The organism is Sulfitobacter sp. OXR-159 (assembly GCF_034377145.1).
Taxonomy (GTDB): Bacteria; Pseudomonadota; Alphaproteobacteria; order Rhodobacterales; family Rhodobacteraceae; genus Sulfitobacter.
The window spans coordinates 3434928-3457361 of sequence record NZ_CP139707.1; the positions used below are offsets into that span (position 1 = coordinate 3434928).

The window sequence follows — 22434 nt, forward strand, 5'->3', positions numbered from 1 at the left end:
GGCACATTACCGGCTAGTTTCGGACGAAGGGCGGCTCTTTATGAACAATGATACGGTCTCCGCCAATCGGCCGGCTCTGAACGAAGACGTTCTTGGCAAGGTCGTGCGCTATGCCCGCTTGCCATTGTGCATCACCGACCCGACGCTGCCGGACAATCCGATTGTCTATGTCAACGAGGCTTTCACCGACCTTACCGGCTACCGCATGGAAGAGATCGTCGGTCAGAATTGCCGGTTTCTGCAAGGCCCGGACACGACACCCGAAAGCGTGGAGACGGTGCGCCAGATTCTCTTAGAACGCCGGGTTGATACGGTGGAGATCGTGAACTACCGCAAAGACGGCAGCCGCTTTCTGAATGCGCTGCAGCTTGGCCCGATCAATGATGAAGACGGCAAGCTGATCTATTTCTTCGGCTCTCAGCTTGATGTCTCTGAGCGTCGCCGGGTGGAGCGCGAACACCGCCAACTGGCAGACGATGAACTGCTGCACCGGCTGCGTAATATCGTTAATGTTATGACTGCCATGGTCCGCATTACCGCCCGAGAGGAGCCCACGCCCGGAGCCTTTGCCGACAAGGTCATTGAGCGCCTTTCCGCATTGGGTGCTGCGCATTTCGACACGATTGGCCGTAGTGATCAGCAAGAGGTGGATTTCGAGACGTTGATGGGGCCGATCATGCGGGCCTATACCTCAGCAACCGAAGAGCAGATCACCCTTTCTGGAGACAACCCGCTGATATCGCATCGGCTTGTCTCACCCCTGACGCTGGCCCTGCATGAATTGGCGACAAACGCGGTGAAACATGGATCGCTCAGCACGGAGAGCGGGCAGGTATCACTGGACATCGCGATCCTTCAAGCACCCGCCCGTCTGCGTTTCGTCTGGCAGGAAATCGGGGGGCCGAAGGTGACCAAATCCGACCGCGACAGCGGGTCGCGGATCATCCAATCGCTGACCCGCGCGGTCGGTGGCACGTTGCACTATGACTGGCAGCCCGACGGATTGATCGCCACGGCGGAATTTCCGATGACGGCCATTGGTCAGGACTGACCCTTAGACGATCACCTGCTGCGCGTCCTGCTCTCCTACCCCGAAAACCCGTTTGTAGCGCGCGATTTCATCCGCCGGGCCCATCGCCTTGTTGGGGTTGTCCGAGAGTTTGACCGTGGGCCGCCCGTTGGCGCTGACCGCTTTGCAGACAAGGCTGAACGGCGCCAACGCATCGTTCGGCACCAATCTGCGGAAGTCATTGGTCAGCAAGGTGCCCCAGCCGAAGGAGACCTTGGCCTTGCCCGCAAACTGCGCGTGCAATTCCTTGATCTTGTCGACATCCAGCCCATCGCTAAAGATCACCCGCTTGGTCGTCGGGTCTTCGCCGCGCGCCCGCCACCAGTCGATGGCCGTCTGCGCCGCCGTGGCCGGATCACCGCTGTCGACGCGGATGCCGGTCCAGCCTGCCAGCCAATCCGGCGCGTGATCAAGGAAACCCTTGGTGCCGTAAGTGTCGGGCAAGATGATCCGCAGATTGCCTTCGTGTTCGTCATGCCAATCCGACAGCACGTCGTAAGGCGCGCGGGCAAGCTCGGCGTCATCATCGGCCAAGGCAGCATAGACCATCGGCAACTCATGCGCGTTCGTACCAATCGCCTCTAGCTCACGCATCATGGCGATGCGGCAGTTAGAGGTGCCGGTAAACGCATTTCCCAGCCCCTCGTGCATCGCCTGCACGCACCAATCCTGCCAAAGGTACGAATGCCGCCGCCGGGTGCCAAAATCCGCGATCGAGAGGTTATCCACCTCGCGCAACGCTTCGATCTTTTCCCAGACGCGGGTCATGGCGCGGGCATAAAGCACCTGAAGCTCAAACTTGCCCATCGGGTCAAGTGCTGCACGGCTGCGCAACTCCATCAGCACCGCCAGCGCGGGGATCTCCCACAGCATGACCTCGTGCCACTTGCCGTTAAAGGTCAGTTCATATTGATCGCCCTTCCGCTCCAGATGGTAGGGCGGCAGGCGCATGCCTTCGAACCACTCCATGAAATCCGGGCGGAACATCTGGCGCTTGCCATAGAAGGTATTGCCGCGCAGCCAAGTGCTTTCGCCCCGGCTGAGACTGAGCGAGCGGATATGATCCAACTGCTCGCGCAGTTCGCCTTCGTCGATCAGCTTGGCCAGCGGGATATGGGTAGAGCGGTTGATCAGGCTAAAGGTGACCTGCGTGTCCGGCTTGTTGCGAAACACCGACTGGCACATCAGCAGCTTGTAGAAATCCGTGTCGATCAGCGACCGCACGATGGGGTCGATCTTCCACTTGTGGTTATAGACGCGGGTGGCGATGTCGACCATGGGAGGTTCCTTATTGCATGCCCCTTCATGCCAAGGGCGCGGGCAGATGGGCAAGGGGATAGCGGCGGATCAGGCCAGTGTCACCCCCGCCGCGCGCATGCCCTCGCGGGCTTTGGCCAGCGATCCATCCAGATCGATCGCGCGGCACAGGTCTTCGCGCACGTCGACCTTGAACCCCAGCTTTGCCGCGTCCACAGCCGAGAAGTTCACGCAGAAATCCAGCGCCAGCCCGACCATGGTCAGCCGTTCGATCCCGCGCGTGCGCAGGTACCCTTCAAGCCCCGTGGGGGTGCGGTGATCGTTCTCGAAAAACGCTGAATAGCTGTCGATGTCGGGGCTATAGCCCTTGCGGATGATCAGATCGGCCCGGTCGGTCTGCAAATCAGGATGAAACTGTGCGCCGATGCTGCCTTGGATACAGTGATCGGGCCAGAGCACCTGCGGGCCATAGGGCATGGTGACAACTTCATAAGGCGAATTGCCCTCATGCGAAGAAGCGAATGACGAATGCCCCGCCGGGTGCCAATCCTGCGTCAAGACCACGGCGTCGAACTCAGACATCAGCGCATTGATGCCGCGCAGAATCTCATCGCCTTGGGGCACTTCCAGCGCGCCACCGGGGCAGAAATCATTTTGGACATCGATCACGATCAGGGCATGGGTCATGGGCTGTCTCCTTCGTTCAAAGGGGTAGGGCTGTGCATGGGGTAGGTCAATGGCACGCCCCGGATTGAGCTTTGCGCCCGAAGCGCTTATTTGACGCTCATGTATACCATTGCCGCCCTATATCACTTCACCCGTTTTGAGGATCCCGCAGCGCTCAAGCCTGCGCTGCTGGCGCTTTGCGAGGCGCAATCGGTCATGGGCACGCTGCTTCTAGCGCCCGAAGGGGTGAACGGCACCATCGCCGGACCCCGCGCCGGGATCGACGCGGTAATCGCCCATCTGCGCGCCCTGCCCGGCTGCGCCGATCTGGAGTGGAAAGAGGCGACGAGCGACAAGCCGCCTTTTGGCAAGATGAAGGTCCGCATCAAGCGTGAGATCGTCACCATGGGCCAGCCCGATGTCGATCCGCGCGCCAAGGTTGGGCACTACGTCGACCCCAAAGAGTGGAACGAGTTGATCCGCTCGCCCGATGTGGCGGTGATCGACACGCGCAACAATTACGAAGTGGCCATCGGCACCTTTGAAGGGGCGGTCGACCCGCAGACCGAAAGTTTCGGCGAATTCCCCGAATGGTGGGAGGCGAACAAAGACCGTTTCCACAACAAGAAGATCGCGATGTTCTGCACCGGCGGCATCCGTTGCGAGAAATCGACCAATTATCTGATCGGTCAGGGGGTTGAGGATGTCTTTCACCTTAAGGGCGGCATCCTGAAATACCTCGAAGAGGTGCCCGAACAGGAAAGCACGTGGGAAGGCGATTGCTTTGTCTTTGACAACCGCGTCAGCGTCGGCCACGGGCTGCGCGAGGGGCCGCATATGCTCTGCCACGGCTGCCGCCGTCCGATCCTGCCTGAAGACACGAGACATGCCGCTTATGAGGCTGGTGTATCCTGCCATCAGTGTGTGGACGAGACTTCTGATGCCGACAAAGAGCGGTTTCGCGAACGGCAGCGGCAAATCATGCTGGCGAAAGAGCGTGCAGCGTCGGAGCAGGATTGAGCGCCTTTAACGGTCCGACAGCGCAAACCCCGCATAGGCAAAAGGCATGACCGCCCGGCGAAAGCGGCCCAACTCGAACCGCGCAAGCGGGGCGCGCATGGGGGCGGGATAGGGCTGCTCTGGCGTTTTTCCGCGCACCAGATCAGCCAAAAGCGCACCGGAATAGCTGGCCATCGCCACGCCATTGCCGTGGTAGCACAGCCCCGCAAACATGCCCGGCTGATCCGGCACCTCGCCCACAAAGGGCATCCGGTTGCGGGCGATACAGACCATGCCGGACCAGCCGTGCGGGGTCTCTACATTGCGCCACGCCGGGAACATCGCCTCGAAATCCGCGCGGGCACGGCGTAGGGCGCGCCTTTCGGAATTTGGGTTGGACATCAGACCGCCGCGCACACCGAACAACATGCGATTGTCAGGCATCAGCCGGAAGTAATGCAGCAGGTGGCGGCTGTCATAGCAGGCCTGTCGGCTGGTCCAGCCTTGGGCAGACAACTCTGCCTCGGTCATTGGGCGGGTCACGATCACGCTGGACTGCGTTGGCATGTAACGTGCGGCAAGCCACGGCGGCAGGTCTTCGGAGGAATAGCCGTTGGTGGCGATGATCACCCGCTCGGCGCGGATGCGGCCCTTGGGGGTGGTGACATCGAATGCACCGTCGCGCCGTGTCACGTTGAGGGCTAGGCTGTTGTGATAGACCGTGGCACCCGCCTCTTCGGCGGCCTGCGCTAGGGCGGTCACATATTTGCGGGGGTTGAGGCCAAAGCCAATTGGCACCGTGATCGCGCCTTCGAAGCCCGCGTTCAGCCCTTCGGCAGCAAGGTCGGTCTTTTCGGTCAGCCGTGCCGTGACACCGTAGTTCTCTGCGTAGTAATCCAGCTTGCCGCGCATCTCATCGAAATCGCGCGGGCGGTGGGCCAGTTGGGTTTCGCCTTGGGAATGACGATCTACGTCGACATCGCGGGTGGTGATGAAATCCTCTACCTGCCCTATCGCGGCCTTCTCGGTCTGCCGCCACGCAAGCCGCTCTTCCCGCCCGAATTTGCGATCGAGCGTGGCGTCATCCAACATCCCGCCGCCAAGACAACAAAAGCCCCCGTTGCGGCCGGATGCGCCAAAACTCACACGCTCGGCTTCCAGCACCGTGGCTCCCACCCCGGCCTGCGCCAGATGCAGCGCGGCGTTGAGACCGGTGAACCCGCCGCCGATGATCACCACATCGGCGCGCTCTTCTCCCTCCTGCGCCGCACGATCCGGCGCGGCGCAGGTTTCATCCCACCAGCAGCCCGCGCGCGGTGCCTCGGAATAGGCGAAATCCGCGTAGATGCGCCTCATGAGGCGGGCCGTTCCGCCGCACGGGCCTCCTCTTGCGCGCGTAGGCTGGAGCGTTTGCTGACCAACGACGCGGTGATGACCCCCACGGTGACAATGGCGATCATGATCGTCGACAGCGCGTTGATCTCAGGCGAGACCCCCAAACGCACGGCGCTGAAGATTTTGATCGGCAGCGTGGTCGCCGACGGCCCGGCGGTGAAGGAGGCGATCACCAGATCATCAAGGCTGAGCGTGAAGGCCAAAAGCCAGCCTGAGATCACCGCAGGCGCGATGATCGGCAGGGTGACCAGACGAAACGCCTCCCAAGGGGACGAACCCAGATCAAGCGCGGCCTCCTCCAACGAGCGGTCAAAAGACACCAGCCGCGAAGACACAACGACCGAGACGTAGCACATCGAAAAGGTCGTATGCGCCAGCACGATGGTCAGCACGCCGCGGTCCAGCCCGATGCCGATGAACAAGAGCAGCAGCGACAGGCCGGTGATGACTTCGGGCATCACCAGTGGCGCATAGATCATGCCGGAAAACAGCGTCCGCCCCATGAAACGCCCGCCGCGCACCAGCACATAGGCGGCCATCGTGCCCAGCACCGTGGCGATCGACGACGAAATCACCGCGACCTTGATTGTGACCCAAGCGGCATTCAAGAAGGCTTCGTTTTGCAGCAACTCGCTATACCAGCGGGTCGAAAAACCAGCCCAGACCGTCACCAGTTTCGAGGCGTTGAAGCTGTAGATCACCAGAATGATCATCGGCAGGTAAAGAAAGGCAAACCCCAGCGTCAGCGAGGTCACGTTGAACCATGTCATCCGCTTCATTGTTCGGCCTCCGCCTGTTTCTGCTGGTTGCGCTGGAAGAGGATGATCGGGATGATCAGGATCAGAAGCAAGATCACGGCAACCGCGCTCGCCACCGGCCAATCACGGTTGTTAAAGAACTCTTCCCAAAGCACCTTGCCGATCATCAGCGTGCCCGACCCGCCCAGTAGCGAGGGGATCACGAATTCGCCCAAAGCGGGGATGAAGACCAGAAAACTGCCCGCCACGATGCCATTGCGCGACAACGGGATCGTCACCAGCCAGAAGGCTTGCAGCCGCGAACAGCCCAAATCCTCAGCCGCCTCATTCAGCGATTCATCCAGACGGTCCAGCGCAGCGTAAATCGGCAAGATCATGAACGGCAGGTAGGTATAGACGATGCCGATATAGACTGCCGTATTGGTATTAAGGATCTGTAAAGGCTCTGCCGTTACACCCACCCACATCAGCAGTTGATTCAGCAGCCCTTCGTTGCTGAGAATGCCCATCCACGCATAGACGCGGATCAGGAAGGAGGTCCAGAAGGGTAAGATCACCAACATCATCAATGTGGCGCGCCACTCTTCGGGGGCGCGGGCCATGCCGTAGGCAATGGGATAGCCGACCAGCAGCGTAAAGACGGTCGAGACCACAGCGATGCGCAGCGAACTAAGGTAGGCTTTCCAATACAGATCGTCGGAGGCGAGGAAGGTGAAATTCTCGAAATCCAATTGAGCGATCAGCGCGCCGATGCCATCCTTGATGGTTGGCGTGTAGGGCGGGATCGCCAGCGCCGTGTCAGACAAGGAGATTTTGAAAACAATCAGGAAAGGCACCAGAAACAGCGCCAGCAGCCAGAAATAGGGGACCGCGATCAGGGCGAAGCGACGCATGTTCATTGCGCCAACAAGACGCCTGCGGTGGCGCTCCATGAAATCCAAACGGGGTCTTCCCAAGTGATGTCGCGCCGCGCGATGCGCCGGGTGTTAGCCGTCTGCGCTTTGATCACCTGCCCGCCGGGCAGTTCGACGTGATAGGTAGAGAGGTTGCCCAAATACGCGATGTCGAGCACTTTGCCCTGTAGCGCATTGGGGGCATCCTCGGGCCGGTCGGTCGAGATACGAATTTTCTCGGGCCGGATCGCCAGATGGGCCTGCTGCCCCTCGCTGAACGGCACGGCAGAGGTCGCGGTCAGCGGCGGCTGCCCGTCGATCCAGTTCAGATGAAATTGGTCTTGGCCAATGGCCTTGGTGCTGGCTTCGATGATATTCACGTCGCCGATGAAGTCGGCCACATAGACGGAATTCGGTGCCTCATAGATTTCAGCCGGGGTGGCCACCTGAATGACGCGCCCCTCGTCCATCACCGCCACGCGGGAGGCGACGGTCATCGCCTCTTCTTGGTCGTGGGTCACGATGACAAAAGTGGTTCCGGTGGATTCTTGAATATCCATCAGCTCGAACTGGGTGTCTTGGCGCAGCTTTTTATCGAGCGCGCCCAAGGGTTCATCCAAAAGCAAAAGCTTCGGCGCTTTTGCCAGCGACCGCGCCAGTGCAACGCGCTGCCGTTGGCCGCCGGAGATCTGATGCGGTTTGCGGCGGGCGAATTTCTCTAGCCGGGTGAGTTTCAGCATCTCGGCCACACGGGCCGCAATCGCGTCCTTGTCCATTTTGTCGCGGCGCAGACCAAAGGCGATGTTGTCCCAGATGCTGAGGTGCGGGAACAGCGCATAGGACTGGAACATCATGTTCACCGCCCGTTTGTTCGGCGGCACCGGGCCGATGTCTTGCCCGGCCAGTTCGATCCGCCCCGATGTCGGGTTTTCAAACCCCGCCAGCATCCGCATCATCGTCGTCTTACCGCAGCCCGACGGGCCCAGCAGAGCAAAGAATTCCTGCGCGTAGATGTCTAAAGACAGGTCGTCGATGGCGACGAATTCACCGAATTTCTTGGTTACATTCTTAAAGCGAATGAGCGGTTTTTCGTCGGGGTCGTTCCAGGGGGCGAAGACGGTTGGGCTCACGGTTGAGGCATCCTTTGATCGGGCTTTGCTCGGGCTTTGCTCGGGCTTTGATCGGGTCGCGGGGCAAGAAAAAGGGGCGCGACCAGACTGGCCGCACCCCCTGTCTCGGATCAGGTACCAGACTTGATCTTGGTCCAGAGCCGGGTCACCACGCGCTGCACTTTCGGCGGGTAGGGTGTGGTGGTGAACAGGTTGTTCAGCGCCGCTTCGGAAGGGTAGATCGCCGGGTCGCCGATCACATCCTCGACCAAATGCTCTTGCGAGGCCTTGTTGCCGTTCGCGTAGTACACGTAGTTCGACGCTGCCGCCATATTCTCGGCGTCCATGATGAAGTTCAGAAACTTATGCGCGCCCTCGGGGTTTGGCGCGTCGACCGGGATGGCCATCTGGTCGAACCACATCTGCGCCCCTTCGGAGGGGGCGTTGTAGGCGATCTCAACGCCGTTGTCGGCTTCGGCCGCGCGGTCGCGGGCCTGCAGAATATCGCCGGACCAGCCGACTGCGACGCAGACATCACCGTTGGCCAAAGCATTGATATATTCCGAGGAGTGGAATTTTTGGATGTAGGGGCGGACCGGCATGAAGACCTCCTCCGCCTTTGCGATTACATCGGGGTCATGGCTGTTGGGGTCTTCGCCGATGTAGTTCAGCGCCGCCGGGATCATCTCGGCCGGGGCATCGAGGAAATGCACGCCGCAATCGGCCAGTTTCTCCATATTGGCAGGGTCGAAAACCAGATCCCAAGAATCGACCGGGGCGTCTTCGCCCAGAGCCTCTTTGACCTTGCCGAGGTTCACGCCGATGCCTGTGGTGCCCCACATGTAGTTGATCGAATGCGCGTTGTCGGGATCATATTGTTCGGTCCGCGAGGAAACCACATCCCACATATTTTCAAGGTTGGGCAGCTTGGAGGCATCCAGCGGCTGAAATGCCCCGGCAGTGATCTGGCGCTGCAGGAAGGTGCCCGAGGGGACAACCACGTCATAGCCCGACCCACCGGCCAGCATTTTGGTCTCTAGCACTTCGTTGCTGTCGAACACGTCATAGACCAGTTCGATGCCGGTCTCTTCTTCGAATTTATCCAGCAGGGATTCGTCGATATAGTCCGACCAGTTGTAGACGCGGACCGTTTCGGCAGTGGCGGCACCTGCCATCAAGGTGGCGACGGCGACGCTGCTTAGTAGCACATGTTTCATTTCATACTCCCGTTAGACAGGTCGGGTTGATCCCCACCTTTCGTCAATTTGATCAAGTTTTGCCTCCTCGGGCAAGATGGTTTATGCTTTCATGCAGAATGAAATGCTGCAACACACGGCGAAACAAGACGGAAAGACCGCTCCCATGGGTTCAGAAAAGACCGATCCGAGATTGCTTCCCGCCGCCGATGCGGCGGTCAAGACACCAATCCATCAGCATGTTTACGAGCGTCTGCGCAAGATGATTCTCTTTGGCGATTTGGCCCCCGGACAGGGGGTTACGATCCAAGGTCTGACCGCCGCGCTTGATGCAGGCATGACGCCCGTGCGCGAGGCCATCCGACGCCTGATCTCCGAAGGGGCGCTAACCCATTTGGGCAACCGCCGTGTCACCGTGCCAGAGCTGACCCACGCCGGGCTGGAAGAGCTGGGATTCATGCGTGAAACGCTAGAGCCGGAACTGACCAAACGCGCCGCAAACCGCATGACAGACGCGCGTTTAAACGCTTTGAAGGATTGCGACAACGCGCTGAACCTTGCCATTGATCGGGGCGATGTCGGTGGCTATCTGATGCAGAACTACAGCTTTCACAGGATGATCTACGACCTTGCAGAAGCGCCCATCATGGCCGCCACGGTGGACCGGTTGTGGCTGCGTTTCGGCCCCTCGCTTCGCGTGGTTTGCGGGCGCTATGGCACCAGCAATCTGCCCGATAAACACGCAGAACTTCTTGCGGCCTTTGCCGCCGGGGATGCCGCATTGGCGGGTGAGGTCATGGCAGGCGATGTTGCACAAGGAATGACCCAAATCCGCGCCGCCCTTGATGGGCTGCCCATTCCGCGTTGATTCGATTGACATGCTATAATTTGATCATATTCTGCAGCGAAGCTTATTTTTCACGCAGATAGAAGGTGCACAAACATGCCGCCCATTACGAATCACCTCCCCACCGCGGACCTTCAGGCGCTTGATGCGGCGCATCATATGCATCCTTTCACCACCAATGATGAATTGGGCGACAAGGGCGCACGCATCATCACACGGGCCAAGGGCATCTATCTGACCGACAGCGAGGGGAATGAAATCCTCGATGCGATGGCGGGGCTGTGGTGTGTGAACCTTGGCTATGGCCGCGAAGAGATGGGCAAGGTCGCCGCGCGGCAGATGAACGAACTGCCCTATTACAACACCTTCTTCCAAACGACCCATGTGCCCGCCATCGCGCTGGCCAAGGAACTGGCCGACCTCGCCCCCGGTGATCTGAACCACGTCTTTTTCGCCGGGTCCGGATCAGAGGCGAACGACACCAACCTGCGCATGGTCCGCACCTATTGGGCGCAAAAGGGCAAGCCCGAGAAGAGCCATATCATCAGCCGCAAGAATGCTTATCACGGCTCTTCGGTCGGGTCGGCCAGTCTGGGCGGCATGACCTATATGCATGAGCAAGGCGGCCTGCCGATCCCCGGCATCCATCACATCGGTCAGCCCGATTGGTATGCCGAGGGCGGGGATATGTCGCCCGAGGACTTCGGCCTGAAACGGGCGCAGGAGCTTGACGCGAAGATCGTCGAACTGGGTGCCGACAAGGTTGCCGCCTTCATTGCCGAACCCGTGCAGGGCGCCGGCGGGGTTGTCATTCCGCCCAGTACCTACTGGCCCGAGATTCAGCGCATTTGCGACAAACACGACATTCTGTTGATCGCCGACGAGGTGATCTGTGGCTTTGGCCGGACAGGGAACTGGTTCGGCTCGCAAACCATGGGGATCAAGCCGCATATCATGACCATCGCCAAGGGCCTCAGCTCGGGCTACGCGCCGATTGGCGGGTCGATTGTGTGTGACGAAGTGGCCGAGGTCATCAACGCCTGCGAATTCAACCATGGCTACACCTATTCCGGTCACCCGGTCTGTGCCGCCGTGGCGCTGGAAAACCTGCGCATCATGCAAGAAGAGAACATCGTCGACCATGTGCGAGACGTCGCCGCCCCCGCGCTGAAAGAGGCGCTGGATAAGCTGGGAGAGCATCCGCTGGTTGGCGGGGTTAACATCTCTGGCCTGATGGCGTCTCTGCCGCTGACGCCGGATAAGGAAAGCCGTGCGCAATTCGCGGATGGGGGCGTCGCTGGCTACACCTGCCGGGAGCATTGCTTTGCCAATAATCTGGTAATGCGCCATGTCGGCGACCGGATGATCATCTCTCCGCCGCTGGTCATCACGCCCGAAGAGATCAAGATCTTCGCCGAACGGGCGACCAAGGCACTGGATGCGACCTATGCCGACCTAAAAGACAAGGACGTGCTGAAAGCTGCGTCCTAAACGACCCGGGCTGCCCCCGTTTGGGGGTGGCCCTTTATTCGTTTCGCAGTCGGGCCAGCAGCCGGGGCGAAGCATAACCATCCGGCGCGATCCCCTCGGACTGCTGATAGCTGCGCACGGCATTGACGGTCAGCGGGCCGATCTTGGCGTCGATCTTTTGCGTGTCAAAACCCGCCTTCGTCAGCAGGGTCTGCAATTCGATCCGCTCATCAAAACTCAGCGCGCGGTCCTCGCGGGGCCACTCTTGCTTTATCTCCCCCGCGCCGCCGATCCGGTCGGCCAGATGGCCGACGCCGATGACATAGGCATCCGCCGTGTTATAGCGCTCGATCACCGCGAAATTCGGGAAGATCATAAAGGCCGCGCCCTGCGCACCTGCGGGCAGCAGGATCGACGCGGGCCCGTGATCCGCAACCGCGTCGCCATTCAACGCTGTCACGCCAAGGTCGGCCCATTCCGCCGGGGTCTTGGTCACCTCCCGGTCGGCCAGCAGATAGTCAAACCCCTCGGGCAGGGCCACTTCGACACCCCAAGGCTGGCCCGTCGTCCAGCCGAAATGCTTGAGATATGCCGCGGTAGAGGCCAGCGCATCGCTGGGGTTGTCGCCCCAAATGTCCCGCCGCCCGTCACCATCCCAATCGACGGCATGGGCGTGGAAGGACGACGGCATGAACTGCGTATGCCCCATCGCGCCCGCCCAAGAGCCACGCAACTGCTCAGCATCGGTATCGCCCGCCTGCAAAATGCGCAGAGCGTCCAGCAATTCGCCCTCGAAAAACTCCGCCCGCCGCGCGTCATAGGCAAGCGTGGCCAGCGAATTCAGCACGCTGTCGCCGCCTCGGAAACTGCCATAGGCGCTCTCTAGCCCCCAGATCGCGGTGACGATCTCTTTCTCTACGCCGTATTTGATTTCGATATCTTCCAGCGTGCGCTCCCACTGGGCCAACGCCTTTTGCCCATTCTGCACCCGCAGAGCCGAGGTCGCGGTGTCGAGGTAATCCCAGATCGTTTTGGTAAACTCGGACTGGTTGCGGTCGCGGCGGATCACCTCGGTATCATAGAGCACCGTATCCAGCGCGCGGTCAAAAACATCCGGGTCGATGCCCTGCTGCAGGGCGCGGGGCCGGAATTCCGTCACCCAAGCGCGCAGCCCGGCGTCATCGCCAGTAACCTCTGCAGGGGTGGTTTGCTCTGCCGGGGTGGCGGAAACAACCACGGCCTGCGACGTGCGCGGCGCGGGCCGCGTGGATTCAGAAGGGCCCGACCCAAAGGCCGGCGCCCCCATGCCTGCGGTCGCAAGAATGCCTGAAATCATCGCGTAGTGCCGGATCATAATCGCCTCACCTCATAGAGTTGCGACAAATCCTATGCCCGCCCCGCCCCGGTGGAAAGGGAGGGGCGCGGCCATCCGCGAAGCTCCGCCTGTTTGCCGTCTCAGCGGCGGGTGCGGGTCACTTTGCGCTTGATCTTGTCCTTCTTGCGCTTGGCTTTCACAGCCTTGCCGCGCGGGTTGCGCCCCGCCGGGCTGCGCCGACCAGCGCCCCCGCCTTGTTTTACCTTCTGATCTTCGATCTCAAGCAGTTCCAGCGCGATGCCCCCGGTCACCGGGACCGCCTCGGCCAAGCGCACGGTCACGCGCTGGCCGATGCCGATGATCATGCCGGTATCGGACCCCATCAGCGTCTGCGCCTCTGGATCATGGTGGAAATACTCGCGCCCCAAAGACCGCATCGGCACCAGCCCATCCGCGCCAGTCTCGTCCAGCTTCACGAAGGCCCCGAACCGGGCGATGCCGCTGATCCGACCGGTGAACTCATTGCCCACACGCTCCGACAAAAAGGCAGCGAGGTAGCGGTCGGTCGTGTCCCGCTCTGCCACCATCGAGCGCCGCTCGGTGTCCGAGATATGCGCGCCGGTCTGTTCCAGCCCTTCGATCTCTTCCGGGGTCAAACCGTCCTTGCCCCAGCCATGCGCCGTGATCAGGGCGCGGTGCACAATCAGGTCGGCATAGCGCCGGATCGGAGAGGTAAAATGTGCATAAGACCGCAGGGCGAGGCCAAAGTGCCCGATATGCGCGGGCCCGTAATAGGCCTGCGTCATCGACCGCAGGGTGCTGAGGTTGATCAGTTCCGCATCATTCGTCCCCGCCGCCTGATCCAACAGCCGGTTAAGATGCGCGGTTTGTAGCACCTGCCCCTTGGCCAGGGTAAAGCCTGCCGCCTGCGCCGTTTCGCGCAGGGATTCCAGTTTCTCCGGTGAGGGTTCCTCGTGAATGCGAAACAGCAGCGGTGTTTTCTTTTTCAGCAAGGTCTCGGCGGCAGCGACATTCGCCAGCACCATGAACTCTTCGATCAGCTTATGCGCGTCGAGCCTTTCGCGGAAGTTGACCGATTTCACCTTGCCGTCGTCGCCCAACTCAATCCGGCGCTCCGGTAGGTCCAACTCAAGCGGTTGCCGCTCGGCCCGCGCAGTTTTCAGTGCGCCGTAGGCGGCATAAAGCGGTTTCAGCACAGGCTCCAACAGCGGGCCGGTGCGGTCGTTGGGGTTGCCGTCAATGGCGTCCTGCACCTCTTCGTAATGCAAGGATGCGGGCGAGCGCATCAGCCCGCGATGGAACGTATGACCGATCTTGTTGCCCTTGGCATCCAGCACCATACGCACGGCGATACAGGCGCGCGGGACACCTTCGTGCAATGAGCACAGATCGCCCGACAGGCGATCCGGCAGCATCGGCACAACGCGGTCGGGGAAATAGGTGGAGTTGCCCCGTTTGCGCGCTTCGATATCCAACGCCGAACCGGGTGTGACATAGGCGGCCACATCGGCAATGGCGACCCAGACGACATGACCACCCTCGTTCTTGGGGTCCTCATCCGCATGGGCATAGCAGGCGTCATCATGGTCACGCGCATCCGACGGGTCGATGGTGACCAATGGCAGATCACGCAGGTCCTCGCGGCCCTTAAGGCCCTGCGGTTTCGCTGCATCGGCCTGCTCGATCACCTTATCGGGGAAATCATCGGGAATGCCGTGCTGATGGATCGCGATAAGTGACACCGCGCGCGGCTCTGAGGGGTCGCCCAACCGCTCGACAATTCGCGCACGGGGGGAGCCCATGCGCCCCTTTGGTCCGGCCTGCTCGGCCTCGACCAATTCGCCGTCCTTGGCCCCGTGGGTATGGTCTGCCCCGACGCGCCATTCACGGTCTGCGCCCTTGTCGATCGGCACGATCCGCCCGCCTTCGGCAGCCTTGCGGAAGATGCCCAACACCTTTTTCGGGTTGCTGCCAATGCGCCGGATCAGCCGCGCCTCATAGTGGTGGTCTTCGCCTTTCACCAGCGTCAGCCGCGCCAGAATGCGGTCGCCTTCGCCAAGGGCGGGGTCGCTGTCGCGCGGGATCAGCAACACGACGGGCTCTTTCCCCTCACCGTGCCACTCCATCGGCTTGGCAAACAGATCGCCATCCTTGTCCGGCCCCGTGACCAACAGCACCGAGACCGGCGGCAAGCGATCCGGGTCTTGATAGCTGCGCTTGCGCTTCTCCAGATGGCCTTCGGCCTCCAGCTCTTTCAGTACGCGCTTCAGATCGATCCGCGCCGCACCTTTGATGCCAAAGGCTTTGGCGATGTCGCGCTTGGCCGTCAGCGTGGGGTTCTGTTCGATCCAGTCGAGGATCTCGGATTTGCTGGGTATCTTGCTCATACCTCAGCAGGTAGCACGCAGCCCCCCTGTCGTCATGGCAAATCGTGAATTTCGTCCACGTCGCGCAGGGTTGAGACTTCGGCGATGCGGTAGCCCGGCAGGGTCGCACGGCTGTCGGCCAGCGCGTAAGGGCCGGACCAGCGCACAGCGTCGAAAAGGCTGGGCGGTGCGCGGCGGGGGTGTTTCAACCCCACCAGCCAATAGCCCCCATCGGGCGCGGGGCCAAAGACCGCGTCATGTCGTCCGAGCGCGTCGAAGGCCCGCGCAAGTTCCTTGCGGTTGATGCCCGGAATATCCGCCCCGATCACACAGGCCGGGCCGGGTGCGGCGCGTAGCATCCGTGCCATGCGGTCGCCCAGATTGCCCCTGCCCTGCGGCCAGCGGGGCAAATGCGCGGACCAAACCCGGCTTTGCAGCCCTTCGACATCCGGCGCGACAGCCAGTACCACCTGCCAACGCGGATCTTCGATGCGGCGCAGCAGGCGGCGCGTCTGGTGGCGAAACCACCATGCCGCGCCCACCATGCCGAGGTCACGGCCCAGCCGGGTTTTCACCCGACCGGGATGCGGTTCTTTTACCATAACGATGAGCGTTGGTTTCACGTGAAATAATTCCGCAGCACGCGGCTGTAGATGGATTTGAGCTGTTCGATATGTTCAACCCGCACATGTTCATCGACTTGGTGCATGGACTGGCCGACCAGACCGAACTCGACCACCGGGCAATGCGCTTTGACGAAACGCGCATCCGAAGTGCCGCCGGTGGTAGAAAGCTCGGGCTGCACGCCCGTCTCCGCCTCCACCGCGCCCGCAACCAGATCGGACAGAGCGCCCGGCGGGGTGATAAAGCTCTCGCCGGAAATCTTGATCTCCACATCAACCTGCAGGCCAAATTCCCCTGCGATTTTATCCGCTTCGCCGCGCAGCCAATCGCTGAGGCTTGCGCCTGAATGGTGGTCATTGAACCGGATATTCACCGCGCCACGACACTGCGCCGGGATCACGTTGGTGGCCTTGTTGCCAGTGTCGACCGTCACAACCGCCAGCGTGGAAGGATCAAAATGATCGCTGCCCTGATCCAATTCATGGCTCGCCAAACGATCCATCAGCCGCATCATCGCAGGCAGCGGGTTGTTGGCCCGGTGCGGATAGGCCGCGTGGCCCTGTTTGCCCGTCACCTTGAAATGCGCGTTCATCGACCCGCGCCGCCCGATCTTGATCATGTCGCCCATGGTCTCGGGGCAAGTCGGCTCCCCCACAAGGCAGACATCCATCCGCTCGCCGTTTTCGGCCATAAAATCCAACAGCGCCGTGGTCCCGTCGAGGGCGTCGCCCTCTTCATCCCCGGTGATCGCCAGCACGATGGAGCCATCAGGCGGTGTGTCCTTCACGAAATCAACCGCCGCCGCGACAAAGGCCGCCACGCCGGATTTCATGTCGGTGGTGCCGCGGCCATACATGATGCCGTCTTTGATCTCGGCTCCGAAAGGGGGAATCGACCAGTCGGCCTCATCCCCGATGGGGACCACATCGGTGTGACCGTTAAAGCCGAAAGACTTGGTGTTGCCCTTGTTGCCCCAGCGGGCAAAAAGGTTGCAAATGCCGCCCCGGTCCACGCGCGTGCAGTCGAACCCAGCCGCGCCCAGCACCTCTTCCAGCACTTCCAACGCACCATCGTTAACGGGGGTGACAGAGGCGCAGCGCACCAGTTTTGCGGTGAGATCAACAGGGTCGAGACCGGACATATCGGCTCCTTTTCAGGGGTTATCGCTTGTCCGGTAACTTGTGTGGGCAAATCGCGCCGATGCCAAGGGGGCGCACTGCAATTCCCCGTGTGGGACCGTGGTCAGTCGAAAAACGGGGTCATTTGGGCGACGATGACCGAGTTTTCCTCTAGTGCGCGCTGCATCAACTCACGCTCTTCGCCGTCGATCTCTTGGCCCTCGGCCTCGCGCTCTTCCAGCGTGCCATAGCCGGTCACGTCCAGCGGGTTGGTGTCGGCCTGTTTGAGGATCGCCACGGTCTCTCGCACGGCTTCGGCCTCGTCGATACCAGAGGCGAAACACATCAGCGCGGCCCCGGTGGCCTTGTCGGGCAGGCCATCGCCATCCTTGCGACCGATCTGAACCAAAAGGGTAAAGACCTGCTGGCGCGAAGGTTTCTTGGTTTTCTTGGGTTCAGACATGATAAGGGCCGCCGATTGCTTTCGGCAGCCCTAACCTTTTCGCTCAGACTTGGAAAGGGGCCGCGCCCCTGCCCTTAGGTCTTGGCAATCAAGTCTTGCCGCGGACCAACCGTGTGACCCAGATCAGCAGGCAGGCACCGATAATACCGACCACCAACTGACCGAACCAACCGCCCAGCGTGCTGCCAACGATCAGCATCAAGAGCCAGTTCGCGACCAAGGCACCAACGATGCCGAGGATGATGTTCATGATCAGACCCATGTCCGATTTCATGATTTTTTCTGCGATCCAGCCTGCAAGGCCACCCACGATGATTGCGGCAAACCAACCGATACCCGTCATGTCGTCAATCTCCTTTGAATTCAGGTCTCAACGCTATGAAGGGGCATTTGGTTCCCTCAGTCGCGCAGCAACTCGTTGATCGAGGTTTTGGAGCGGGTCTTGGCGTCCACCCGTTTCACGATCACGGCGCAGTAAAGGTTCACGTTGTTCTTCGATGGCATGGTGCCTGCAACAACAACCGACCCTGCGGGCACTTCGCCATACATGATCTCACCAGTTTCGCGGTCGACGATCTTGGTCGACTGGCCGATGAAGACACCCATGCCCAGCACCGAACCTTCGCGCACGATGCAGCCTTCGACGACTTCCGACCGCGCCCCGATAAAGCAGTTGTCTTCGATGATAGTCGGGCCTGCCTGCATCGGTTCCAACACACCGCCGATGCCGACGCCGCCCGAGAGGTGCACGTTTTTGCCGATCTGCGCGCAGGAGCCGACGGTGGCCCATGTATCAACCATGGTGCCGCTGTCGACATAGGCGCCGATGTTCACGAAAGACGGCATCAGCACCACGCCGGGCGCGATATAGGCCGAGCGGCGCACGACGCAGTTGGGCACGGCGCGGAAACCGGCCTCTTTCCATTCGGCATCGCCCCAGCCTTTGAATTTGCTGTCGACCTTGTCCCACCAGCCAGCGCCCTGCGGGCCGCCTTCTTGATGTTCCATATCCTTGATGCGGAAGCCCAGCAGCACGGCCTTTTTGGCCCACTGATTGACATGCCACTGACCGTCGTCCTGCTTTTCCGCCACGCGCAGCTGGCCGCTGTCGAGCGCATTCAGCGTCTCTTCGATGGCGTCGCGCACCTCGCCGGTGGTGGCGGATGTGATCTGGTCGCGGGTATCCCAAGCGGCTTCGATGGCGGTTTCAAGTTGGGCGTTGGACATGGGGCAAGTCTCCGAATGTGAAAAGGCCTTTTGAGGGCTATAGCCTTGCACCGCCTAGGGTGCAATTGCCGGGCGATGAGGGGCGTGGTCATTCTGCGATCAACAATGCATGTTGACCTGAGCGGCCATCGCGCCACCTGAGCCAAGCCCTAGACCAAGGAAAGACCCGAGGATGACCGAGGAACACCGCCACCCCCTGCGCCGCGCCAATGTTGACCGCGCCAAGGCCCAAGACGCCCCCGACACGCCGCAAACCCGCGCGCCCGCCTACCGTCTGGCCTTTACCGACGATGACTTCATGTGCCGCGATGAGCTGCGCCCGGTGCGCCTGCAACTGGAATTGCTCAAGCCCGAACTGCTGCTCGATGCCCACGGCATCCAATCAACCATCGTGCTCTTTGGCGGCGCGCGCATTCCTGCACCAGCCGAGAAACACACCGCCCGCACCAAGACGCTGGCCGATCTGTCGCGTTTTTATGACGAGACGCGCACCTTTGCCCGGCTGATGACTGAAAAGTCGATGGAGACCGGCGGCGTGGAGAACGTCATCGTCACCGGCGGTGGGCCGGGTGTGATGGAGGCGGGCAACCGTGGCGCGTTGGACGCAGGCGGCCATTCCATCGGCCTGAATATCGTTCTGCCGTTTGAGCAGGCGCCCAACGAATATGTCACGCCGGAGCTTTGCTTTAACTTCCACTATTTCGCGATCCGCAAGATGCATTTCCTGATGCGCGCCCGCGCGATCTGCGTCTTCCCCGGTGGTTTCGGCACCATGGACGAGCTCTTTGAGGCCCTGACGCTGATCCAGACCGGCCGCATGAACCGCGTGCCCTTCTTGCTGTTTGGGCGCGAGTTCTGGGAAAAAATCATCAATTGGGACGCGCTGGCCGATGCCGGAACGATCTCTGCCGAAGACCTCGACCTGTTTCGCTTTGTCGAAAGCGCGGATGAGGCGATGGAGGTGATCGAGAATTGGGAAACCGCCCCCGCCCGCGAACATGTGCCGGGCCGGGAAGAGGTCGAAGATCATGGCTGATCGGGCTTTGCCCGGCCATGTCACCGGGTAAAGGTCTGGCCCAAGGCCATTTCGGCCCCTTGGACAATATCGCGCAGGATATCGGCGGCGGGTTTGACCGCGCCGATCAACCCTGCGACCTCTCCGACAAAGGCGTTGGCGGTGCGGGCATCGCCCTCTGCCACCGCCGCCTGCCAACGTGGCAACTCCTGCGCCAGCGCGGCGCGCAGCCCGGCAGGGTCATCATGCCAGCGGTCCGTAAACTCATTGCGCAGCACCCTGCCCGTGTAGCGTTTGGGCCAGTCATAGCCGCGCATGATGTCGGTCACCGTGCTGCGCAGCGTGTCATCGCCGCTGGCCTTGATCGCGGCCTCAAGCATCGCGGGATGCACCAGCGCCTCTTCCGAGGCCCAGAAACGCGAGCCGACGACCGCCCCATCGGCCCCGAGCATCAGCGCTGCAGCCAACCCGCGCCCATCCGCCACGCCGCCCGCCGCACAAAGCAGCACCTCGGGCGCATGGCGGGCGATGTGATCCGCGATTTCGGGCACCAGCGTAAAGGTCGCGCGTTTTTCGCCGTGGCCACCGGCTTCGGCCCCTTGGGCGACAATGATTTCAGCCCCCAGATCAATCGCATGGGCGGCATCGCGCAGGGTTTGCACCTGACAGATCAGAGGCACCTTGGCCGCTTGGATCGCGGGCACGAACTCTGCCGGATCGCCAAAAGACAGAAAGACCGCCGCCGGATCGCGGGCGAGCACCTGCTCTAACGCCTGCGGATGCTCCCGCAGTTTCCAAGTGATAAAGCCGCAGCCGACCGATTGGTTGCCCGCCAGATCTTGCTGCTCAGCGATCCATTCGCCGGAATCGTAAGCACCGCCGATCATACCCAAGCCCCCCGCGCTTGAGACCGCAGCCGCCAGCCGACCGCCCGCCGCAAAGGCCATGGGCGCTTGGATGATCGGATAGCTGATCCCCAGCCGTTTGGTCAGTCGCGTGGTCAGCATCCCCTACCGCCCCGCCAGAATGGCGTCAGCGGCCTTTTCGGCGATCATCACCGTCGGCGAAGCCGTGTTGCCCGAGACGATCTTGGGCATGATCGAGGCATCCACCACTCTGAGCCCCTGTAGCCCGTGCACCCGCAGATCGGCATCGACCACCGCCATCGGATCACTGCCCATCTTGCAAGTGCCAACGGGGTGGAAAATCGTCGTGGCAATATCGCGCGCCTTGTCGAGCAGGTCTTCGTCGCTCTGCACAGCCGGGCCGGGCAGAATTTCCTCGGGCTGATAGGGGTGCAGCGCCTTGGCTGTCATGATGTGCCGCGCCTGTTTCATGGCCGCGACCGCGACGCGCTTGTCGCTCTCGGCGGAAAGATAGTTCAGGCGTATGTCGGGCTGAACCGCACTGTCGCGGCTGGTCAGATGGCAAGAGCCGATACTCTCGGGCCGCAGGTTGCAGACCGAAACGGTAATCGCCGGGAACGGGTGCAGCGGGTCGCCCAGCTTATCCGTCGACAGGGGCTGCACGTGATATTCCAGATCGGGCGTCTCAAGTGCCGGATCGGACTTGGTGAACATGCCGAACTGGCTAGGCGCCATCGCCAATGGGCCGCTGCGCCGCATGAGATATTCCAGCCCCATGCGCCCCTTCCCCCAAAGCGAATGGGTCATCGTGTTGAGCGTCTTGGTGTTTTGAACTTTATAGACGGTGCGGATCTGCAAATGGTCCTGAAGGTTTTCCCCCACGCCGGGCAGTTCATGCAGCGTGGTGATGCCCATGCCACTCAAAAGCTCGCTTTGTCCAATGCCCGAGAGTTCGAGGATCTTGGGTGAGTTGATTGCCCCCGCCGACAACAGCACTTCGCCCTCGGCCACGGCCCTCAGGGCGCGGCCTTCGTGGGTAAAGCGCACGCCGGTCACGCGTTTGCCCTCTAGGATCAGCCCATTGGTATGGGCATGGGTCATCACCCGCAGGTTGGGCCGCTGCATCGCGGGGCGCAAGAAACCACGCGCCGTGTTCCAGCGCACGCCGCCATGTTGGTTCACCTCGAAAAAGCCCGAGCCTTCGTTGTCGCCATCGTTGAAATCGGCACGCGGTTCGATCCCGAACTCCCGCGCGCCGTCCTGCACGGCCTCCAGAATGTCCCACCGCAGGCGCTGTTTGCTGACCTTCCATTCACCACCGGCGCTGTGCATGTCATTGCCGCCCGCGTGGTGATCTTCGGACTTGAGGAAATAGGGCAGCACATCGTCCCAACTCCACCCGGTGTTGCCAAGTTGCCGCCAATGGTCATAGTCCGCCGCCTGCCCACGCATGTAAATCATGCCGTTGATGGAGCTACAGCCGCCCAGCACCTTGCCGCGTGGATAGGTCAAAGAGCGCCCGTTCAACCCCGGCTCGGGCGCGGTTTTCATCATCCAATCGGTGCGCGGATTGCCGATGCAATAGAGATACCCCACCGGCACCTTCACCCAGTGGTAGTTGTCATCCCCCCCGGCCTCAAGCAGCAGGACGTTATTGGCTGGATCAGCGCTGAGACGGTTGGCCAAAACACAGCCCGCGGTGCCCGCGCCGACGATGATATAGTCATAGTGACCCTCTAGCTGCGTCTCGTCATTCATGG

21 protein-coding genes are annotated in these 22434 nt (G+C 61.3%); 5 read left to right on the top strand and 16 right to left on the bottom strand.

Translation table 11 applies throughout. The features are described 5' to 3' along the window. The first annotated feature begins 40 nt into the window (after window positions 1–40). Window positions 41–1051 carry a PAS domain-containing protein gene (locus T8A63_RS17625; protein ID WP_322344579.1) on the top strand — a complete coding sequence of 337 codons (1011 nt, stop codon included), beginning with the start codon at window positions 41–43 and terminating at the stop codon, window positions 1049–1051. Window positions 1052–1054: 3 nt separating this feature from the next. Here the strand turns inward: T8A63_RS17625 and pncB are convergent, their stop codons facing one another. Continuing rightward, window positions 1055–2347, bottom strand: coding sequence for a nicotinate phosphoribosyltransferase (pncB, locus tag T8A63_RS17630; RefSeq protein WP_322344580.1), 1293 nt, complete (start codon window positions 2345–2347; stop codon window positions 1055–1057). Between the two features lie 69 nt (window positions 2348–2416). Beyond that, entirely contained in the window at window positions 2417–3013 is a 597-nt protein-coding gene (pncA, locus tag T8A63_RS17635) for a bifunctional nicotinamidase/pyrazinamidase (protein WP_322344581.1), read from the bottom strand. Between the two features lie 99 nt (window positions 3014–3112). Here pncA and T8A63_RS17640 point away from each other — a divergent pair, with 99 nt between their 5' ends. After that, entirely contained in the window at window positions 3113–4012 is a 900-nt protein-coding gene (locus T8A63_RS17640; protein WP_322345775.1) for a rhodanese-related sulfurtransferase, read from the top strand. 6 nt (window positions 4013–4018) lie between these two features. Here the strand turns inward: T8A63_RS17640 and T8A63_RS17645 are convergent, their stop codons facing one another. The 5 genes from T8A63_RS17645 to T8A63_RS17665 form a co-directional block, all read right to left on the bottom strand. After that, window positions 4019–5347 carry an FAD-binding oxidoreductase gene (locus T8A63_RS17645; RefSeq protein ID WP_322344582.1) on the bottom strand — a complete coding sequence of 443 codons (1329 nt, stop codon included), beginning with the start codon at window positions 5345–5347 and terminating at the stop codon, window positions 4019–4021. After that, window positions 5344–6165, bottom strand: a complete 822-nt coding sequence (locus T8A63_RS17650; RefSeq protein WP_120352052.1) for an ABC transporter permease — start codon at window positions 6163–6165, stop codon at window positions 5344–5346. The genes T8A63_RS17645 and T8A63_RS17650 overlap by 4 nt, the downstream gene beginning before the upstream one ends. Continuing rightward, entirely contained in the window at window positions 6162–7037 is an 876-nt protein-coding gene (locus T8A63_RS17655) for an ABC transporter permease subunit (protein ID WP_300050355.1), read from the bottom strand. The genes T8A63_RS17650 and T8A63_RS17655 overlap by 4 nt, the downstream gene beginning before the upstream one ends. 2 nt (window positions 7038–7039) lie before the next feature. Further along, the gene (locus T8A63_RS17660) at window positions 7040–8167 is read right to left on the bottom strand and encodes an ABC transporter ATP-binding protein (protein ID WP_322344583.1); all 1128 of its coding nucleotides are present in this window, start codon (window positions 8165–8167) and stop codon (window positions 7040–7042) included. 110 nt (window positions 8168–8277) lie between these two features. Continuing rightward, on the bottom strand, window positions 8278–9363 hold the full coding sequence (locus T8A63_RS17665; RefSeq protein WP_067622306.1) for a polyamine ABC transporter substrate-binding protein: 1086 nt from the start codon (window positions 9361–9363) through the stop codon (window positions 8278–8280). A gap of 145 nt (window positions 9364–9508) precedes the next feature. Between T8A63_RS17665 and T8A63_RS17670 the strand changes: the two genes are divergently transcribed. Next, window positions 9509–10210 (top strand): GntR family transcriptional regulator, encoded by a 702-nt coding sequence (locus T8A63_RS17670; protein ID WP_322344584.1) that lies wholly within the window; start codon window positions 9509–9511, stop codon window positions 10208–10210. A gap of 75 nt (window positions 10211–10285) precedes the next feature. Further along, window positions 10286–11680 (top strand): aspartate aminotransferase family protein, encoded by a 1395-nt coding sequence (locus T8A63_RS17675; protein WP_322344585.1) that lies wholly within the window; start codon window positions 10286–10288, stop codon window positions 11678–11680. A 34-nt stretch (window positions 11681–11714) separates the two neighbouring features. On the opposite strand, the gene T8A63_RS17680 is transcribed toward T8A63_RS17675, so the two are convergent. From T8A63_RS17680 to dapD, 7 genes are all read right to left on the bottom strand, one after another. Further along, window positions 11715–13013: a lytic murein transglycosylase gene (locus T8A63_RS17680; protein ID WP_322344586.1), complete on the bottom strand. Its 1299-nt coding sequence runs from the start codon at window positions 13011–13013 to the stop codon at window positions 11715–11717. 101 nt (window positions 13014–13114) lie between these two features. After that, on the bottom strand, window positions 13115–15382 hold the full coding sequence (gene rnr / locus T8A63_RS17685; protein WP_300050371.1) for a ribonuclease R: 2268 nt from the start codon (window positions 15380–15382) through the stop codon (window positions 13115–13117). A gap of 32 nt (window positions 15383–15414) precedes the next feature. Next, on the bottom strand, window positions 15415–15984 hold the full coding sequence (locus T8A63_RS17690; protein ID WP_322344587.1) for a TIGR04282 family arsenosugar biosynthesis glycosyltransferase: 570 nt from the start codon (window positions 15982–15984) through the stop codon (window positions 15415–15417). Continuing rightward, window positions 15981–17126 (bottom strand): succinyl-diaminopimelate desuccinylase, encoded by a 1146-nt coding sequence (gene dapE / locus T8A63_RS17695; protein WP_322344588.1) that lies wholly within the window; start codon window positions 17124–17126, stop codon window positions 15981–15983. The genes T8A63_RS17690 and dapE overlap by 4 nt, the downstream gene beginning before the upstream one ends. Before the next feature lie 101 nt (window positions 17127–17227). Further along, the gene (locus T8A63_RS17700; protein WP_067622327.1) at window positions 17228–17566 is read right to left on the bottom strand and encodes a hypothetical protein; all 339 of its coding nucleotides are present in this window, start codon (window positions 17564–17566) and stop codon (window positions 17228–17230) included. Between the two features lie 88 nt (window positions 17567–17654). Beyond that, window positions 17655–17909, bottom strand: coding sequence for a GlsB/YeaQ/YmgE family stress response membrane protein (locus tag T8A63_RS17705; protein WP_067622328.1), 255 nt, complete (start codon window positions 17907–17909; stop codon window positions 17655–17657). 56 nt (window positions 17910–17965) lie between these two features. After that, the gene (gene dapD / locus T8A63_RS17710; protein ID WP_067622330.1) at window positions 17966–18793 is read right to left on the bottom strand and encodes a 2,3,4,5-tetrahydropyridine-2,6-dicarboxylate N-succinyltransferase; all 828 of its coding nucleotides are present in this window, start codon (window positions 18791–18793) and stop codon (window positions 17966–17968) included. Window positions 18794–18965: 172 nt separating this feature from the next. Here dapD and T8A63_RS17715 point away from each other — a divergent pair, with 172 nt between their 5' ends. Next, on the top strand, window positions 18966–19829 hold the full coding sequence (locus T8A63_RS17715; RefSeq protein WP_067622333.1) for an LOG family protein: 864 nt from the start codon (window positions 18966–18968) through the stop codon (window positions 19827–19829). Window positions 19830–19849: 20 nt separating this feature from the next. On the opposite strand, the gene T8A63_RS17720 is transcribed toward T8A63_RS17715, so the two are convergent. Both T8A63_RS17720 and T8A63_RS17725 read right to left on the bottom strand, forming a co-directional pair. Further along, window positions 19850–20815, bottom strand: a complete 966-nt coding sequence (locus T8A63_RS17720) for a nitronate monooxygenase (protein WP_322344589.1) — start codon at window positions 20813–20815, stop codon at window positions 19850–19852. Window positions 20816–20818: 3 nt separating this feature from the next. Continuing rightward, window positions 20819–22432, bottom strand: coding sequence for a GMC family oxidoreductase (locus tag T8A63_RS17725; RefSeq protein WP_322344590.1), 1614 nt, complete (start codon window positions 22430–22432; stop codon window positions 20819–20821). Window positions 22433–22434 lie beyond the last annotated feature (2 nt).